Origin of the sequence: Pseudomonas vancouverensis, assembly GCF_004348895.1 — a bacterium.
Classification (GTDB): Bacteria; Pseudomonadota; Gammaproteobacteria; order Pseudomonadales; family Pseudomonadaceae; genus Aquipseudomonas; species Aquipseudomonas vancouverensis.
Window position 1 is genome coordinate 12,212 of sequence record NZ_RRZK01000020.1, and the last position, 17,258, is coordinate 29,469.

The window sequence follows — 17,258 nt, forward strand, 5'->3', positions numbered from 1 at the left end:
GTCGATGATCGGAATGGATCGCCACACCGGCCGCCCCATTTCCGGCATCGAGCATCTGCGTCAGTCGGTTGAAGACATCCTCAGCACGCCCCTGGGCAGCCGGCGGATGCGCCCCGAGTACGGCAGCAAGTTACGCCGTTACGTCGACTTACCGGTCAATGCCGGTTGGAAAAGCCTGGTGTCAGCCGAAGTCGCCAGGGCGCTGGAGCGCTGGGAGCGACGCCTAAAACTGGATCGGGTCCGCGTGGAGTCGGTGCTGGATGGGCAAATCAATCTGGTGTTGCACGGTGACTTTGAAGGCAGCCAAGTGATTTTGGAGGTGAAGGCATGAACGTCGACCTGTCGTTGTTGCCGGTGCCGGATCTGGTCGAAACCCTCGACTTTGAAGAGGAATATCAGGGCGTCCTGGGCCGCTTCCGTTTGGCGATGGGCGATCAGTGGTCGGCGGTGCTGGAATCCGACCCGGTGGTCAAACTGATGGAAGAAATGGCCTATGAACGCGTAATCACGCGGGCCCGGATCAACGACGCGGCGCGCTCGGTGTTGCTGGCCAGCGCCCGGGGCGCGGATCTGGACAACGTGCTGGCCTTCATGGATGCCAAGCGCCTGACCGCTGAGCGCGATGATGACTATCGCGAGCGCGGCCGTCAGGCGCCGTATGGCTTCAGCACGGCCGGACCCTTGGCTGCGTACAAGTATCACGCGAAAAGCGCTCACAGCGACGTGCTGGACGCCAAGGTCGACCGCCCGGAGCCGGGTGTGGTGCGTATCACGGTGCTGTCGCGCAGTCCTGGCGGTGTGCCGTCTGAGGCGGTGCTGGCGGCGGTGCGTACCGCGTTATCCGCAGACGACATCCGGCCGCTCACTGACACGCTGCTAGTGGTGGCGGCCACGGTGGTGCGTTACGTGGTCAAGGGGCGCATTTACGTGGCCAGCGGTGCGGCGCCGGAGCCGTTGCTGGAAGCAGCCAAGGCGGCGACGAAACTCTACACGGATCAGCAATTTGCCATCGGCGAGGCGGTCACGCCTTCGGGCTTGTATGCGGCGCTACACCAGCCCGGGGCTTCCCGGGCGGATCTGCTGAGTCCGGTCAACGGAATTGCGGCCCAGGCGCAAACAGCGGCGCTGTGCACCGGCATCGAGCTGGAAGTGGTGACCAACTATGACTAGCCGTCTGTTGCCGCTCAATAGCACGCTGCTGGAGCGCTCGCTGGTCGACGCCTTCGCCCTGGGCCAGTTGCCGATCGACATTCGCAAATTGTGGAACGTCGACGAGTGTCCGGAACTGTTCCTGCCGTATCTGGCCTGGACCTTATCGGTGGACTTTTGGGAGCTGGCCACCAGCGACGAACAGCGGCGCAACATGATCCGGGGTGCGCTGGCCTGGCACCGCAAGCGGGGTACGCCCTGGGCGATTAAGCAGGCGCTGACGGCGATCGGGTACCCGGGCTGCGAGCTGGTGGAACATCGCCAGTTACAGCAAGAGTGGCTGGACGCCGGCGGCGAACTGCTCGATGGCAGCAACACCCTGGATGGCTCCAGCAACTTGTCGGCCCTGGCCGGTAGTTTCCGCTTCGCGACCAACCACTGGGCGGAATACGCGCTGCGCCTGAACATCGCCGAGGGTGTTTCGACCTCGGACATGCTCAAGAAAATCGCCGTTGTGTGCGAGGCCTACGCACCGGCTCGCTCGCGCCTGGCCGCGATCATCATGTTTGCGGCGGCTGAGTTTGAGGCGAAAGCCAAGATGACTGGCTTCAAGGCGCGCGGGCGAATGGTCCTCAAGGATTGCCGGCGTATCTCGGTGCCGAGCTTCGACACCCTGGACGGTTGCGACCTGCTCGGTGGCGAAACCCTGCCGGATCTGCTCGACGGCATTGGCACCCTGGACGGCTCCAGCAACTTGCTGCCGGAGCGCTACACCGGCGAGCCGCTGGACGGTGGCCAACTCGGCATCACCAGTCGCAGCCGCATCAAGTTGTGCGGCACTGCCCTGGGCGGCAATCGCCTGGAGCCAGTGGAAACCCTCGACAGCACCGACTTGCTCGATGGCGCTTACACGATCGCCGGCGAAACCCTCGACGGCTTCGGCCGCATCGAGAGCGGAAACCTCTACTACCCAACGCTGGCCGATGCCGAGGACACCCTTGATGGCTCCAGCAACCTCGGCGAAGTGCAAGGCCTTGATCAGTTGTGGTTCACCGGCCTGGTGCGCATTCGTCGCGGCTCAACCGTTATTCAGGAGGCTTTATGAGTACCACCGCGATCGCGGCCAGCAATGCCTATCGGCGCAAGGTCGCCCTGGCGGCCGCCAACGGTACGGCGCTGCCGCGCATTTCCCACCTGGCGTTTGGCGTCGGCGATCGGCCTTACACCCTGGACGATACGGCGCTACAGGCCGAATTCACCCGCATTGCAGCGGCGGTCACGGTGAGCGGGGTCACCGTGAAAGCGGTGGCCACGTTGCCGGGGGCGATCGTCGGCACGCGGGTGCTGCGCGAAGTGGCGGCGCTGGCCGCTGACGGCACCTTGATCGGGCGCCGTGTGATCACCCCCAAAGAGTTCGAGCCCGAGACAGAAATGGACTTTGAACTGACCTTTCAATACTGACCCGGGAGCCTGAACGCATGGCCAACCTTAACGGCGCCACTGGCGTCGCAGCGATCTTTAAAGCCTTCCTGCGCAAGCTGGAAACCACCGACCCGAAACACCCGGATACGTGGAACCCCAACTACCAAACCCTGATCGACAACGACGTGTTCCTCAAGGCGTTCGCCGATGAGGTGTCGACCGCGCGGGGCAGCCAGCCCAGTCTCAAGGATCGCCTGGTGGCGATTGAACAGACGCAAGCCTCCCTGTCGCCGGAATACATCGACGAACTGACAGCGGCGGTTAAGTACGCGCTGGATCAGGCCGGCGTTGCTAACCGCTCGATCCGCGCGCTCAAGTCTCAGCTCCAGCAGGAAGGCGAATTGCTGATTGAAAACCGGGGCATTGTTTCCGGCTGTACGGCCACCAAGTCGACCACGGCGGCGCGCAACTTGAACCTGGCGGCCGGTGTGTGCTTCGCCAATGGCCGGGCGTATTCGGTCGACAGCGGCAACAACATGGCCTCGGTGCCGAGCAACATTTCTGCCGGCAATGCCAGTGCGGTGGTGTACCTGTACCGCTCGGGCAACGGCTGGAAAATGGCCGTGACCGCCATCGGCGAGGCTGTGCCCGCTGGGGCCATCCGCCTCTACAACGTAACCATTCCGCCGAACAGCACCGACGCCACCGACCCGACCCTGGCCAACGTCACGTTGACCAGCGTGCGCCGGGTAGAGGTGGGCTTTCCGCAGTACCTGGACACGCCGGTTAGCCAGTTTGTCGCCATCAACAACCTGTCGGCGAATGACTTTCGGCTGGATTTTGAAGTGGTCAGCGCTGAGGGCGCGCCTTGTGAGCGCAAGTCGCTGAGCGTCCCCAGTCGGGCTACCAACGGTTTCACCCTTGAGCTGGCTTCGGCCGCCGACAACGTGCTGGTCCGCTACCGCGTCAGCAAATTGAACAACTAACAGGAGAGCCCCAAATGCCTCAAATTATCTTGATGCAGCCAGGCCAGCCGGTGGCCGACTTCGGCGTCATTGGTACGAAAATCACTGTCGCCGGCGCCATGGTCGACGCGGCTGATCACCAATCTGACTCGGGTCAAATTGTTGAAATTCGCCACAACGGTGCGACCGCCCAGGTGGGTGGCGATGGCGCCTATCTGGCGATCATTGAAATCCCACCGGCGCAGTACAGCGATGCCGTCTATGGCGGTGAAGGTGAGCCAGATACCCCGGCGCAACGTCTGCCGCTGGACCCCAACACCCTCGTTATCACCCTCTGGCCAACAGCGTAATCGCGCAACTTAAGGACTAGCAAAATGCCAACGATTTTTATCAAAGACGATTTGCGCGCTGCGGTTGAGGCGGCCAGCGGTGGCCGGCAAACGGTGCTGTATACCGCCAAGGGACAGCCTTCCTACATGAACGTGGTTCCCAAGTTCATGCTGGAGGACGTTGCCGACGCGCCGGGCAGCCTGGGCACCGGTGTGCACCCGGCGTTCATCGTCAACGGTATTGAAAAAACCGAATTTTTCTATGGGGCCTATGCCGGTGTCATCAAGAATGGCGAGTTGCTGAGTCTGCCGAACGTTAACCCGGCTCGCAGTTCCGGGTTTGACACCTTCAGCACTGCGGCGCGGGCCTCTGGCGCTGGTTGGCACATGGGCACCAACGCCGAATGGGCGGCCCTGATGTTGTGGTGTCACAAAAATGGTTTTGTTCCGCGCGGTAATAGCAACTACGGCGGCAGCTCTGACGCGGCCTTTGAAACTGGGCGCCGTGTCGATGGCGGGGCTCCTGGTTTGGTCACCGGTGACCCGGTCGTCTTGACTGGCTCGGGTCCGGCCAGTTGGCGGCATGACAATACGCCCAATGGCATTTCCGATCTGAATGCCAACCTCTGGGAGTGGCAAGGCGGCATGCGCCTGATGGATGGGGAAATCCAAATCATCCCTAACAACGACGCGGCTTCTGCCGACCTGTCTTCTACGTCCGCGGCCTGGAAAGCGATCCGCCTGACGGATGGTGCATTGGTGGCGCCCGGCACGGCGGGCACGGCCAAGTTTGATTCGCCGACCGATACTACCGTGGGTAATGGCGGTTCACCTGTTCTCAGCTCGACCATCATTAACCGTAATGGCCCCATTGGAGATAACGGCACGTTCGGTGTGATGACAGCGCCCTTTAACGGGATGACCACCGCCGCCGGTGTCACTGCGCCGGCAATACTGTTGGCGCTGGGACTGTTCCGGCATAAAGACGTGGCAGATAGCGACCTTATCTACCTGCGCAACTATGGTGAACGCTTACTGTTTCGCGGTGGTGGTTTCGGCTCTGGCTCAGCTGCTGGGCTCCGTTCCGTGACCCTGCAGAACCCTCGTGCTTACGCGGGTGGCAGTTTCGGTGCCCGTCCGGCTTTCGTGCTGTAACGCCTGACCGCTTCACCTCTCACAGCCTCGCTTATGCGGGGCTTTTTCGTTTCTGGAGATTGACCTTATGCCTGGTTTTTTTCACGGCGTTACCGTAACGAACGTCGACACCGGCGCGCGGCCGATCGCGCTGCCGTCGTCGTCGATTATCGGCCTGTGCGACACCTTCGACGTGTTGCCGGCGGCCGAAGCCAAGCCCAACGAACTGCGCTTGATCACCCGCGAAAGCGAAGCGATAGCCGCCTGGGGGCCTAACTCGGCGATCACCAAAGCGGCCAAGGCGATCTTTGCCCGGGCCAAGGCGGTGATTGTCGGTGTTGGTGTGGCCAAGATCGCAGACGGCGCGCTGCTGACATCGGCGATCATCGGCGGCGTGCTGGCTGATGGCACCCGTACCGGCATGCAAGCGCTGCTGGATGGTAAGAGCCGTTTCAACGCCCAACCGCGCTTGCTGATCGCGCCCAAGCACACCGCGACCCTGGCAGTCGGTACAGCCCTGGTGGGGCTGGCGGAAAAGCTGCGCGCGATCGGGATCATCGACGGCCCCAACACCACCGACGAGGCGGCGCTGGCGTACCGCAAGAGCTTCGGCAGCAAGCGCGCCTTTTTCGTTGATCCCGGGGTTAAGTATTGGGACACCGACACCAGTGCCACCATCGACGCGCCGGCCTCGGCCTGGGTCGCCGGCTTGTTCGCCTGGACCGATGCGGAGTACGGCTTCTGGGCATCGCCGTCGAACAAGGAATTTGTTGGCATCACCGGCACCGGTCGGCCGATCGAATTCCTCGACGGTGACGAAACCTGCCGGGCGAACCTGCTCAACAACGCCGGGATCACGACCATCATTCGTGATGACGGGTTCCGTCTGTGGGGCAACCGCACTTGTTCTTCTGATCCGAAATGGGCGTTCGTTACCCGTGTGCGCACGCAAGACATGGTGATGGACGCGATCCTGTACGGCCACAAGTGGGCGGTCGATCGCTCGATCACCAAGACCTACGTCAAGGACGTTACGGACGGCCTGACCAACTTCATGCGCGACCTGAAAAATCAGGGTGCGGTGATCAACTTTGAGGTCTACGCGGACGGCGAGCTGAACACCGCCAGTCAGCTGGAACAGGGCAAGGTCTACTGGAACATTCGTTTCACCGACGTGCCACCGGCGGAAAACCCGAATTTCCGCGTCGAGGTCACCAACCAGTGGCTGACTGAAGTTCTTGAAACCGCCTAAGGGGGCTGCTCGATGATTCCTGAAGTATTGATCAACACCAACCTGTTCGTTGACGGCACCAGCTTTGCCGGCGACGTGCCGAGCTTCACCCCGCCGAAGGTCACTATCAAAACCGAAGAGTTTCGCGGTGGCGGTATGGCCGGCTCGATTGACATGGCCATGGGCGTAGAAAAGCTCGAGGCCTCGTTTGTCACCACCGGCATGCGCCGCGAGTCGCTGCGCTTCTTCGGCCTGGCCGATCAGACCGCCTGCAACGCGGTGTTCCGTGGCGCCTTCAAGGGCGAGAAAGGCCGTATCAAGCCGGTCATTGCCACCGTGCGCGGCATGCTCAAAGAAGTCGACTCCGGCGACTGGAAGGCCGGCGAGAAGGCCGAAATCAAACACGCGATGACGCTGACCTACTACAAGCTGGAAGTAGACGGCCGCGTTATCTATGAAATCGACATGGTAGGCGCCGTGCTGGTGATCGATGGCGTCGACCAACTGGCCGACGTCCGCGCCGCCCTGGGCCTGTAAGGAGTAACCGAACATGACTCAAGCAAACAAAGAGCTGCCGAAGTGGCTGGCCGTGACTGCCGACGGCGTTGCCGTAACGCTCAAGTACCCGATCGAAGTCGACGGCATCAAAAACGACACGCTGTTTATGCGCGCCCCGTGCGTGCGGGATCTGCGCGTGGCCAACGCGGCGGCCAACGGTGACGACGACAAGCGCGAAATGGCCATGTTTTCCTCGCTGACGCAAGTCGGTGAGGCCGACCTGTTGGGGCTCAAGTTGACCGACCATGCGCGTTTGCAGGCGGGCTATTTTCGCCTGGTCAATGACGAATAACTTCAAGCCCAGCGAAATGAAGGGCCTGGCCAAGCGCCTGGCGGCCGAGTTCAATTTCTCGGCCGCTGAGATTATGGCCATGCCCTTTTCCGAAATGGTCTGGTGGCTCACGGATTGAGCCGCCGTTGTACCCAACTGACCTATAGGGCGCGGACATGTCGAACAAATTAGCGCTTGGCCTGGTGATTGGTGGGGCGGTCAATGCTTCCCTGGGCGCGGCGGTCAAGGACGTCAAGAACAAGATCAAAAGCTTGGAGGTCGCCGGGGCGAATGCCAAGGTGTTGCAAAACACCATCGGCGACACCATGCGTCTGCGGGACGAATGGAAAAAGGCCCATGACAGCGGATCGGCCGGGGCTTCGGGCTTGTATCGCAAGCTGGAAGCGAACCTGTCGAGCCTGAAAAAGCAAGGCATCGAGGTCGGCCGGCTGGAAAAGGCCTATGACGCCCTGGGGCGTACCGCGCGCAAGGCCGAGCTGAAAGCGCTGGGTCGTCAGCAGCTTGGCGAAGGCGCGGAGGGCATGAAAAGCACGCTCGGCCAGGCCGTGGCCGGCACCGCTGTGATGGCGATTCCGACCAAGGTCAGCGCGGACTTTGGCGCGATCATTCGTGACATCTCGATCAAGGCCGGGATTGCCGGCACGTCTGAAGAGACGCAAATGTCCAAGACGATCGTCGATACGGCGAAAGACTCGGGCATGGCGCGCAACCAAGTGGCCGAGGTGGTGAACGCCCTGGTCGGCGCCGGCATGGATCTGAGCAAGGCCCTGGACTATGCCCCCACGGCGGCCAAGTTCGTGATTGGCCAGGGCTCCGATGGTGGCGAAACGGCGAAGATGATCAACGCCCTGGGGCAGAACGCCAGGATCACCGACCCGGCCGTTATGCAAAAGGCCCTGGAGGCGATCGCCTACCAAGGCCAGGCCGGTAGCTTTGAAGCGGCCGACATGGCGCGTTGGTTCCCTGAATTGCTGGCGGGCATGGGCAAGCTGGGCATCACTGGCATGGACTCGGTGACGCAACTGGGCGCCATGCTTCAGGTGCAAATGAAAACCGCCGGCGGCGCCGATGAGGCGGCCAACAACCTGAAAAACTGGATGGAGAAAATCGGCTCCGGCGACACCATCAAGGCTTACAAAGACGTCGGCATTGATTATCAGGCGTCGATGAATACCGGGCTGCAAAACGGTAAGTCGACCCTGGAATCCAGCTTTGAACTGGCGCAACGCTACATCGCGGCCACCGATCCGAAGAAAGCCGCCGCCATGGCGGAAGCCACGGCGAAAATCAGCAAGGAAACGGACCCGGAAAAAGCCAAGGCAATGATTGCCTCCCTGGAGCAAGCCCTGCGCACCGGCGACCTGTTCGCCGACATGCAGGTTAAGGGCGCGCTGACCGCGTACATGCAGAACAAGGAGCTTTACAGCCGGCTGAAGAAAGAGTCGGCCAGCGCCTCGGGCATTCTGGATAAGAACCTGGAAGAGCGCCGACAAACGTCGTCGCAGAAATGGGCGGAAATGGCCCAGGCCATGGATGACTCAATGCGCGCCATCGGTGACGCGCTGCGCCCGGTAACGGACGGGGTGGCCGATGGTTTGGCGGTTGTCGGGCGGGGCCTTAGCTCGGTGTCTGATGAATCGCCGCGACTGGTCCAGGCCGTGGCGGCAGTGGCCGCCGGGTTCATTGCCGTGCGTACCGTCGTCAACGGCGTGAAGATCGGTAAGGGCCTGATCAACCTCGGCCGCGGCTCGCTGATGGGTAACCCGAACATCCCGCAAAAGGTGATCGTCACCAACCTGCCGGCCGGCGGGAGCGGGCTCGATGCCGGCGCCGCTGCCGGCGCTGAGGGTGAAGGCAAGAAAGGCAGCAAGGGCGGGCGCACTGGGCGTGGCATCCAGGTCGGTACCGCTATCAAGGGCGCGGCCTTGTTTGCCGCCATTGATGCCGGGTTCAAGGCAAAAGACACCTACGACAACGCCACGACCCGCGATGAAAAAGCCGAGGGTTACGGTGAAGCCATGGGCGGCCTGGCGGGATCGATCGCCGGTGCCGCTGCCGGCGCGGCAATTGGCTCGGCGGTGCCGTTGATTGGTACGGTGGTCGGTGGCCTGGTCGGTGCGTACCTGGGCAGCCTGGGCGGTGATGCGCTGGGCGGGTACGCCGGCAAGTCGCTGTTTGGTGGTGACGCGCCGGCGCGCTCGATGCCGATCGCCGGGCCGCTGATGATGACCGATGCCGGCAAGAACATTCCGCCGGTGATGGGCGATATCGCGGCCTCATTCAAGACCCGACCGGCGCCGCTGATGATGGCGCTGCCGGCGCCGAGTGTTCCGGCCCCCGGCGGCCTGCCGTCGCTGTCGGTACTGCCTGCGCCGGTTTTACCGGCCAAGCTGCCACCGGCGCCGCTGGTTGTTCCGCTGCCGGCCACTGTTCCAGCAGGCGCTGTGAAGGCCCCAGCAGGCCCTGTGTTGGCCGATCCGGGCAAGGCCATGCTGCCGGAGGCGGAAACGCGCTCGGGCGACGTGGCGCGTGCCATGGTCGTGCCGAAGGCGCCCAGCGCCGCCCAGGTCGCCGCGCCGTTGGCGGCAGCGATCGAGCCCACGCAGCCGCCGAAGTTTGAACAGAAAATCGAAATCAATGCGCCGCTGACCCTGACGGTGCAAGGCGACGTGAAAGATCCGGACGAACTCTTGCGCAAACTGATGCCGCAAATTGAGCTGAAGTTGCGCGACGTGGCGCAGCAGTTGTCGGGCCGCACGCTGTATGACCAAGCGCATCTTTGATTAGGAGGGGTTATGCCCTACATGGAGCAACTACAGGCGGGCCTGAAGTACTTGGCCACGGCTGGCGAAGCGGGGCGGCGCAGCCTTGACGGCATGATGGGGCCGGTCAATGGCGCCATTGGTGAAATCACCGGCGCCGCGTCCGAGCTGGAGAGCTTGCCGGTCATTGGGCCGGCGCTCGGTGAAAAGCTCCAGCGGGTTCTGCGCGGGGTCAATGCGGCACAGTCGAAAGTAGGCCAGGTGGTGGCCGTGTACGGCAAGGCCACCCGCGCGGTGTCGCAGATTGACGAACGTATGGGGGTGCTGAAAGAGCAGACCGGGCGGGCTATGTCGGCGGCCAACAAGATCGCCGGGCAAATTAGCCCGTCGCTGGCCAACATCATTCCGACCGGCGCCTTTGGCGGCAACGCCACGCCGGCGCCGGAGGCGGTGAAGCCATTCCCGCATCTGTTGATCGTGCAACCACGCGACCCCAAGGCGCAGCCGTATTTCTTCAATCTGGACACGGCGGCCTTTGATGAGCTGCGCCGCTCGACTGAATTCCGCTGGGCCTCTCAGGAGCGCCTGACGCGCCGCCCGGCCCAGCAGGCGGTCGGCATGGGTGACGAAAAGATCACGCTTAAGGGGGCGATTTTCCCGGGCTTCAAGGGTGGCCTGAAGCAGCTCGACACGCTGCGCCGGCTGGGTGCGCAGTTGATGCCCCTGGGCTTGACCACGGGCTATGGCGACGTGCTGGGGAACTGGTGCCTGAAAAACATCGAAGAGGAACAGAGCGCGCTGTTACAGGGCGGCATTCCTCGCAAACAGGCCTTTACCTTGGAGTTTGTGCGCTATGGCGACGACCTGCAGAACGTCTGACGGGGATCTGCTCGACACCATTTGCCATAACTTCTATGGCCACCTCAGTCGCAGCGTCGAGCTGGTGTTGGATGCCAACCCGGGGCTGGCCGATGAGGCGCAACCGTTTCGCGACGGCGTGCTGATCGTGTTGCCGGATCTGCCGGCGGCCACTGAGGAAATCGTGATGTTGTGGGACTGATCCCGCGTTACGCGTAACGACGCTCAACCTTGCCCGCCCTGTGCGGGCTTTCTTTTGGAAAAATTCCATGACCCCCAGCTTTCGCATCGTCGCTGACGGTGCCGACATCACGAAGCTGATCAATGATCGGCTGTTGTTGCTGCGCACCTCGGATAAGCCCGGGATGGAGTCCGACGAGTTTGAGTTGCGCATTGATGACCGAGACGGTGCGGTGGCGCTGCCGTCGCGTGGTGCCGGCATTGAGATTTTTATGGGTTATGCCGGCGCGGCGCTGGCGCGCCTCGGGCGTTACGTGGTCGATGAAATCGAGGTGACCGGCCCGCCGGATACGATCGTGATCCGGGGCAAGGCCAGCGACATGCGCGGCAGTGGCAAGACCACGCGCAGCGGTAGCTGGGAAAATGTCCCGCTGTCGACGATCGTCGCTGACGTGGCCAAGCGCAACGGCTGGTCGCCGGAGTGTGCTGTGGCCACCAAAGTGCCCCGGGCGGATCAGCTCAACGAGTCCGACTTTAACTTCATCACGCGCCTGGCCAAGCAATACGACTGCACCGCCAAGGTCGGCGACGGCAAGTTGTTGGTCATGCCGCGCCAGGGTGGCGAAAGCGCGAGCGGCAAGCCGCTGGCCACCATCACCATCACCCGGGCGGACGTCAGCCGCTGGCAATTCCGCTTGGGCGATCGCAATACGCACAAGGCCGTAGCGACCAAGCATCAGGACAAGAAGACCGGCGAGGTGAAGGTGGTCAACTTGGACAACGACGACGCCCCGGCCGGCCTGCCGGCGGTGCACACTGACCGCCATATTCACCCCAACAAGTCCGCCGCCGAGGCTGCCGCCAAGGCGCGCCTGGCCGCCTTCAATCGCTCGACCGCCGCTGTGCGCCTGGAAATGGTAGGGCGTACCGACCTGTTTGCCGAAGTCTCGATAAACGCCCAGGGCTTCAAAGTCGGCCTCGATGGCGAGTACCTGGTGGATTCGGTGGAGCAGGTGTTTACCCAATCGGGCTGGACCACTACCGCCGAATGTAACGGCGGCAAGAAGGGCAAAGCCAAGGCCAAAGCCAAGAAGACCGCCGCGAAACCGGTCAAGGTCGTGAACCTGCAATAACGCCGCTGAGGCGCAACCCCGCCGCCTTGTGCGGTTTTTTTATGCCTGGAGTTTGTGCATGCCCATCACTGAGCAGCAATTGCTGCGAATCCTCCCCAACGCCCGCCCAGTCGCGGGCGTTTTTGTGTCCGCGCTTAATCTGGCCATGGCGCGGTTCGACATCACGTCGCCGGTGCGCCAGGCGGCCTTTCTGGCGCAAGTCGGGCACGAGTCGGTCAGCCTGACGAAGTTGTCGGAAAGCCTCTATTACAAAGACCCCGAGCGGGTCGCGCTGTTGTTCAAGTACGGCTTTGACCTGAACAAAAACGGCCGGGTCGATCCGGCCGAGGTGGAGTTTGCCAAGGGCTATCTACGCAATTCGGAAAAGCTGGCTAACCGTGTTTATGGCGGCCGTTACGGTAACGGCCCCGAGGCGTCCGGTGATGGCTACAAGTACCGAGGGCGTGGCCTGATCGGGATCACCTTCAGCGATAACTATCGGCTGTGCGGCAAGGCCCTGGGGCTGCCGTTGCTGGATCGCCCCGAGTTGCTGGAACAGCCGGAGCATGCGGCCATGTCGGCGGCCTGGTACTGGTGGGATCGAGGCTTGAACGAGTTGGCGGACGTTGGCCAGTTCGATCGGATCACGCGCGTGGTCAACGGCGGCGACAACGGCCGCGCCGAGCGCCTGGCGTTGTGGGCAACGGCCAAGGGGGTGCTATGTCCGTCCTCGATCTGATCCCGCCGCCGGTGCGCCCCTGGGCGGTTGCCCTGGTGCTGATGGCGATCGCCGGCGCGTCCGCTGCCGGAGCCTGGAAGGTCCAAGACTGGCGCTATGGCCAGCAGCTCGCCGAGAAGGCAGGCCAGGCCGATCAGGCGGCGCTAAAGCGTGCTGAGGATGCCATGGCCAAGCTGGCGATCGAGCAGGCCAAGCGGCTGGCCCTGGAGGCCCGGCTAAAGACCAATGATGAAACCCACCACAAGGAACTCTCTGATGCAAAGACGGCTCAGCAACGCGTGTCTGATGACCTTGCCACTGCTCATGTCCGGCTGTCAGTCATTCTCGCCGCCGGATTCGGCAGCGTCGGCGGTAACGGGCTGTCAGCCACTGCCAGCGCCGGCGGCGTGGTTCATGGAGGCACAAGAGCCGAACTTGAGCCAGCGCATGCTCAACGAATTATCGGCATCACCGACGCCGGCGATCGCGGATTGATCGCGTTGGCCGCGTGCCAAGGCTACGTTCGGGAGCTATCTCGCTGAAAGAGAAGTAGGGACGTTCTGCATTATTTTATTGCGTGGCAACTATCGACCCTTCGCTGCCTGTCGCGACCGGCTGAAACCGACCCAAAGCTGACGGTGGCGAGAGGCAAAATTGCCCACAAACAGCTATTTCGCCTAGATGTCTTGGCCGAAATGAAAAAGCCCGCATGGGCGGGCTTTGGGACCTACAACGAACGGCGCTGCTCCATCAGCTGTTGGTTAGCCTATACGACCTACAGTTTTCCCCAACCCAGCGTACGCAGCGCACCCAGCAAGGTCTGGCCATCCAGACTCGGCGCCCGGCGACCGTCCTCGCTGACCATCTCACGCCCAGCCAACAATGCGTTGATAATGGCCTCTTCTACGGCCTCGGCCGCAGCAGCAAAAAGTGGTGAGATGTGATCGTTGTTGACCATGTCCACCGTAGTGCTCAGGGGCAGGCCTTTACGCGCATAGTCAGCTGGCGGTATGTCATGATTTCCGGTCGCGAAGGCGAGGAAAATGTCGCCGCTGGAGTCTTCCGTGCCACCGCCGGTGCGGGCGATACCGATGGAGGCACGCTGAGCCAGGCGCTGGCACTGGTGGGGCAATAGCGGTGCATCGGTTGCGATGACAACCACGATGGAGCCCATTCCGGGCGTACCGCTATCGGCGAACGGCGACTCGATTTCACCCAGCAAGCGCCCGACCGGGTAGCCATCAACCCGCAACTCGCGGCGCATGCCATGATTGGCTTGCACCAGAGCCCCTACCGTCCAGCTACCCTGGTCCGCTGGCAGCCGACGCGAGGCTGTGCCGATGCCACCCTTGAATTCATGGCAGATCATTCCGGTACCCCCCCCGACAGCCCCTTCGACGACGACTCCGCCGCGAGCTAAAGCCAAGGCCTCGTTGACCTGCTCGGGTCCGACATGCTGACCCCAGATATCGTTAAGCAGACCATCGAAGGTCTCCATGACCACCGGCATGCACCAATAGATCGCGTCGCCGCCCTGGCCGCGCTCGCAGTTGATCAATGCGTCACGCACTGCACCAACGCTGTGGGTGTTGGTGATCGCTACCGGTGTGGTCAGCAGGCCGGCCTCACGTATCCACTCCAGCCCGGTGGCATCACCGTTGCCATTGAGGACGTGGCATCCGGCAAAGCAGGGTTGCATGCGAGGGGATCCGCTGCGCGGCTGGACGATTGTCACGCCGGTACGTACCTGCTTGCCGTTACGTTCCTCACAGATCGTGCTGTGCCCGACCCGTACTCCCGGTACATCCGTAATGGCGTTGAATTGGCCCGGAGTGCCGAGCCCAATGCTGATTCCAAGTTCACGTGCTCGCATAACTGCTCCTGAAATTCAAAGTTTCTGGAAGGCCGGGCTGAGCCTGCCGTTGGTTCTGTAGAAAATGACCGCTATGGCAAATATCCCGACGATGATGAGAAGGTCGCGATGCGAGGCGCCGAGCAAAAGGTTGACCAGCAGGTAACCGGCGCCCAGTACCGCCAGCATCGCCGGCAGCGGCCACAACGGCATGCGGTACGGGTGTTCGCGTTCCTTGCGCAGCACGCGGCTGAACAGTGCACAAAGCGCCACCACCAGGTAAATCAGGATCAGCAACAGTACGGAGAATGAGGTGAGCTCGGCGAGGTTCGAGCTGAAGCTCAGCGCTGCCGAAGGCACAGCCAGGAACAGGGTCGCCAGCCAAGGCGATTCCCAGCGTGGATGGATACGTGTGAGGGCGCGGTTCAACGATGGTGTCCAGAGTTCGTCACGACCACTGCTGTAGACGACCCGGCCAACCTGGATGACGATGGCAACGATGGCGTTGAATACCGAAAGGAAAATCCCGGCACTGACTAACCGCGACAGTGTCGGGTTGCCGTGGGCGCTGAGCAGATAGCCGATGGGGTCCGGGCTAGCCAACATATCTTGCAGGGACGGCGCACCTATCAGCAGCGCAGTGAGCGGCACCAGTTCAATCACGACGACCAACGCCAGTGACCAGAGCACGGCACGGTGCACACTGCGACCTCTGTCGTGCATGTCTTCGGCAAGGAGCACGGCGCTACCGAAACCGTTGTAGGAGAACAATGCGGTGCCGACCGCGCCGATCACCAGGACCCAGGGCGCGACCGACATCACACCATGATCAACAAATTGTGGCTGCACCAGAATGCTGAGCGGCTGCGTCGCGTGGCCAAAACCCAGCACGACAATCACCAGCAGCGCAGCGACTTCCAGCAACAGACAGGAACCCGTGATCCAGGCGTTCAGCTTGATATTGAGAATACCCAGCAGATAGCTGGTGGCCACAATAATCAAGGCCACCATTTGGGTGTCGAACTGCGTGCCCAGTGCACCGTTCAAATAGGTTGCCGCGCCCGTGGCCAGTACCGGCGGAATGAACAGCAGCGCCACCATCACGGTGAGGAAAGTGGCGTAACCCGCCATGCCGCCGAATACACGTTTGGCGTAGACATATTCGCCGCCGGCGGAACTGTGCGCGCGACCCAGTTCGGCGTAGCACCAGGCAAACATCAGAGCCAGAAAGGCGGCGATGATGAAAGCCAGAAACGCGCCGCTGCCCGCTTGCTGGATGGCGAAGGGCGCGATAACAAATACCGAACTTGCGGGAGTGACCGCCGATACCGTAATGGCGACCACGTCAAACACACCGAGGCTGGGCTTCAGGCCGCTCCCTTGCGGGGTGGAAGTGCTCATATCGTTTCCTTGTATTGTTATTGGATTAAGGCAAAGCGAATTGAGACGCAGCGATGCACGACCTGCGCTGCGCCGATTCTGCGCAGCACCGGGTACACACGACAATAACCTGATGGGAGTACTCCCCTTGACCCGGGATGGGGCTGATCAGCCACACTAGCCACCTCACCCCTGCGAGCGCGGAGATGTACATGGAAACTTTATTCCGGGAGGCCGGCATGCACGTCGGGCTGGCCCGAATCGTCGAGCAACTTGGCGGGGAACGTTTTTGGAGGCAGATGATCCTGCTGTTGCGCCAATGGCTGCCATTTGACAATGCTCTGGCCACCCACATTCCCCCCCAGGGCACGCCGCTGCCACTGGAACTCTTTGATGGCACACCCGATATCGGGTTGACGCCAATGGTCGATTACCTGGGTGGGCTTTACCTGCTCGACCCGTTCCACCAATCGTGCTGCGAAGGACTGCCCAGCGGGTTGCATCGGCTCGAGGAAGTGGCTCCCGATCAGTTTCGCCAAAGCGAATACTTCCTCAGCTACTTCCACAAACACGTGCAGGAAGACGAGGTTCAATTCATCCTCCAACTGCCGGGTGAGGGCACACTTTCATTATCACTGGGCATGCACCGTGCGTTCAGCGCCGAAGAGTACGGCCTGCTTCAACTGATAAGTGCCTGGGTGCTGGCGCTTATGCAGCAGCATTGGCAACTCTGCAGCTCAAGCCTTGCTATTGCACGCAATACTGAAATTCCCATGCAAATCCGTGATGCGATGACCCAATTTGGTTCCGGCGTATTGTCGGAACGGGAGTTGGAAATTGCTCAGCTAGTGCTGCGTGGCCATTCGTCCAAGGCCATTGCCGAGCGCTTGGCGATTTCACCGGATACCGTGAAGGTGCACCGCCGGCACCTTTACGCAAAGCTCGATATATCCTCTCAGCCTGAGCTGTTCGCGCTGTTCATACAGGCTTTAGGTCACGATCCCAAGAGCCCATGATCGCCTTGTGGCTGCAATAAACAGAACCTCTGGTGCCGAATCTGCTTTGCATGGCAGTAGTTGGTTGATCACTGCCTCTTGCAAAGGGCAGGAATCGACCAAAGCTGACAGTCGGCCTGGCTCAGATTCATTGATTTTCGACTCTCATTGTGTGACTGCTTTTGGCCGATTTCTGCCTGTCGCTGAGGGCAGCAACCGCCCCATAGAGGACTTGATTGAACTGTCTCCCGGTAAGCGGCGTCAAAAGTAAAATCATGCTGGAGGCAGCCATGAACATAACCGAAGTGGCTGTGATAAAGG

General features: G+C 61.7%; 19 protein-coding genes. 17 read left to right on the forward strand and 2 right to left on the reverse strand.

The window, feature by feature from the left end; genetic code table 11:
- The first annotated feature begins 4 nt into the window (after positions 1 to 4).
- The 16 genes from EIY72_RS15420 to EIY72_RS15495 all read left to right on the forward strand — a co-directional run bounded on the left by EIY72_RS15420 (position 5) and on the right by EIY72_RS15495 (position 13,252).
- Positions 5 to 331: a GPW/gp25 family protein gene (locus tag EIY72_RS15420; protein WP_093219693.1), complete on the forward strand. Its 327-nt coding sequence runs from the start codon at positions 5 to 7 to the stop codon at positions 329 to 331.
- Positions 328 to 1,170: a baseplate assembly protein gene (locus EIY72_RS15425; RefSeq protein ID WP_093219696.1), complete on the forward strand. Its 843-nt coding sequence runs from the start codon at positions 328 to 330 to the stop codon at positions 1,168 to 1,170. Before EIY72_RS15420 ends, EIY72_RS15425 begins: the two co-directional genes overlap by 4 nt.
- The gene (locus EIY72_RS15430; protein ID WP_093219700.1) at positions 1,163 to 2,254 is read left to right on the forward strand and encodes a phage tail protein I; all 1,092 of its coding nucleotides are present in this window, start codon (positions 1,163 to 1,165) and stop codon (positions 2,252 to 2,254) included. The genes EIY72_RS15425 and EIY72_RS15430 overlap by 8 nt, the downstream gene beginning before the upstream one ends.
- Positions 2,251 to 2,610 (forward strand): hypothetical protein, encoded by a 360-nt coding sequence (locus EIY72_RS15435; protein WP_093219704.1) that lies wholly within the window; start codon positions 2,251 to 2,253, stop codon positions 2,608 to 2,610. Before EIY72_RS15430 ends, EIY72_RS15435 begins: the two co-directional genes overlap by 4 nt.
- A gap of 17 nt (positions 2,611 to 2,627) precedes the next feature.
- Complete coding sequence (locus EIY72_RS15440; protein WP_093219708.1) at positions 2,628 to 3,557, forward strand: hypothetical protein; 930 nt, start codon at positions 2,628 to 2,630, stop codon at positions 3,555 to 3,557.
- A gap of 14 nt (positions 3,558 to 3,571) precedes the next feature.
- A complete protein-coding gene (locus EIY72_RS15445; protein ID WP_093219713.1) occupies positions 3,572 to 3,886 on the forward strand; it encodes a hypothetical protein in 315 nt (104 codons plus the stop codon).
- A gap of 24 nt (positions 3,887 to 3,910) precedes the next feature.
- Positions 3,911 to 5,020 (forward strand): hypothetical protein, encoded by a 1,110-nt coding sequence (locus EIY72_RS15450; protein WP_093219718.1) that lies wholly within the window; start codon positions 3,911 to 3,913, stop codon positions 5,018 to 5,020.
- A 67-nt stretch (positions 5,021 to 5,087) separates the two neighbouring features.
- Complete coding sequence (locus tag EIY72_RS15455; protein WP_093219722.1) at positions 5,088 to 6,251, forward strand: phage tail sheath subtilisin-like domain-containing protein; 1,164 nt, start codon at positions 5,088 to 5,090, stop codon at positions 6,249 to 6,251.
- A gap of 12 nt (positions 6,252 to 6,263) precedes the next feature.
- A complete protein-coding gene (locus tag EIY72_RS15460) occupies positions 6,264 to 6,767 on the forward strand; it encodes a phage major tail tube protein (protein WP_093219727.1) in 504 nt (167 codons plus the stop codon).
- Between the two features lie 13 nt (positions 6,768 to 6,780).
- A complete protein-coding gene (locus tag EIY72_RS15465) occupies positions 6,781 to 7,080 on the forward strand; it encodes a phage tail assembly protein (RefSeq protein ID WP_093219737.1) in 300 nt (99 codons plus the stop codon).
- 155 nt (positions 7,081 to 7,235) lie between these two features.
- The gene (locus tag EIY72_RS15470) at positions 7,236 to 9,863 is read left to right on the forward strand and encodes a phage tail tape measure protein (protein ID WP_093219742.1); all 2,628 of its coding nucleotides are present in this window, start codon (positions 7,236 to 7,238) and stop codon (positions 9,861 to 9,863) included.
- A 12-nt stretch (positions 9,864 to 9,875) separates the two neighbouring features.
- Entirely contained in the window at positions 9,876 to 10,721 is an 846-nt protein-coding gene (locus EIY72_RS15475; RefSeq protein WP_093219749.1) for a phage tail protein, read from the forward strand.
- Positions 10,696 to 10,902: a tail protein X gene (locus EIY72_RS15480; protein ID WP_093219753.1), complete on the forward strand. Its 207-nt coding sequence runs from the start codon at positions 10,696 to 10,698 to the stop codon at positions 10,900 to 10,902. The genes EIY72_RS15475 and EIY72_RS15480 overlap by 26 nt, the downstream gene beginning before the upstream one ends.
- A gap of 67 nt (positions 10,903 to 10,969) precedes the next feature.
- Complete coding sequence (locus tag EIY72_RS15485) at positions 10,970 to 12,013, forward strand: phage late control D family protein (RefSeq protein ID WP_093219757.1); 1,044 nt, start codon at positions 10,970 to 10,972, stop codon at positions 12,011 to 12,013.
- 58 nt (positions 12,014 to 12,071) lie between these two features.
- Positions 12,072 to 12,731, forward strand: coding sequence for a glycoside hydrolase family 19 protein (locus tag EIY72_RS15490; protein ID WP_093219760.1), 660 nt, complete (start codon positions 12,072 to 12,074; stop codon positions 12,729 to 12,731).
- Positions 12,713 to 13,252 carry a lysis system i-spanin subunit Rz gene (locus EIY72_RS15495; protein WP_093219764.1) on the forward strand — a complete coding sequence of 180 codons (540 nt, stop codon included), beginning with the start codon at positions 12,713 to 12,715 and terminating at the stop codon, positions 13,250 to 13,252. The genes EIY72_RS15490 and EIY72_RS15495 overlap by 19 nt, the downstream gene beginning before the upstream one ends.
- Positions 13,253 to 13,485: 233 nt before the next feature.
- Here the strand turns inward: EIY72_RS15495 and EIY72_RS15500 are convergent, their stop codons facing one another.
- Positions 13,486 to 14,583 carry a DmpA family aminopeptidase gene (locus tag EIY72_RS15500; protein ID WP_093219767.1) on the reverse strand — a complete coding sequence of 366 codons (1,098 nt, stop codon included), beginning with the start codon at positions 14,581 to 14,583 and terminating at the stop codon, positions 13,486 to 13,488.
- A gap of 15 nt (positions 14,584 to 14,598) precedes the next feature.
- Complete coding sequence (locus EIY72_RS15505) at positions 14,599 to 15,963, reverse strand: APC family permease (RefSeq protein WP_093219771.1); 1,365 nt, start codon at positions 15,961 to 15,963, stop codon at positions 14,599 to 14,601.
- A 191-nt stretch (positions 15,964 to 16,154) separates the two neighbouring features.
- Between EIY72_RS15505 and EIY72_RS15510 the strand changes: the two genes are divergently transcribed.
- On the forward strand, positions 16,155 to 16,958 hold the full coding sequence (locus tag EIY72_RS15510; protein WP_093230481.1) for a helix-turn-helix transcriptional regulator: 804 nt from the start codon (positions 16,155 to 16,157) through the stop codon (positions 16,956 to 16,958).
- Positions 16,959 to 17,258 lie beyond the last annotated feature (300 nt).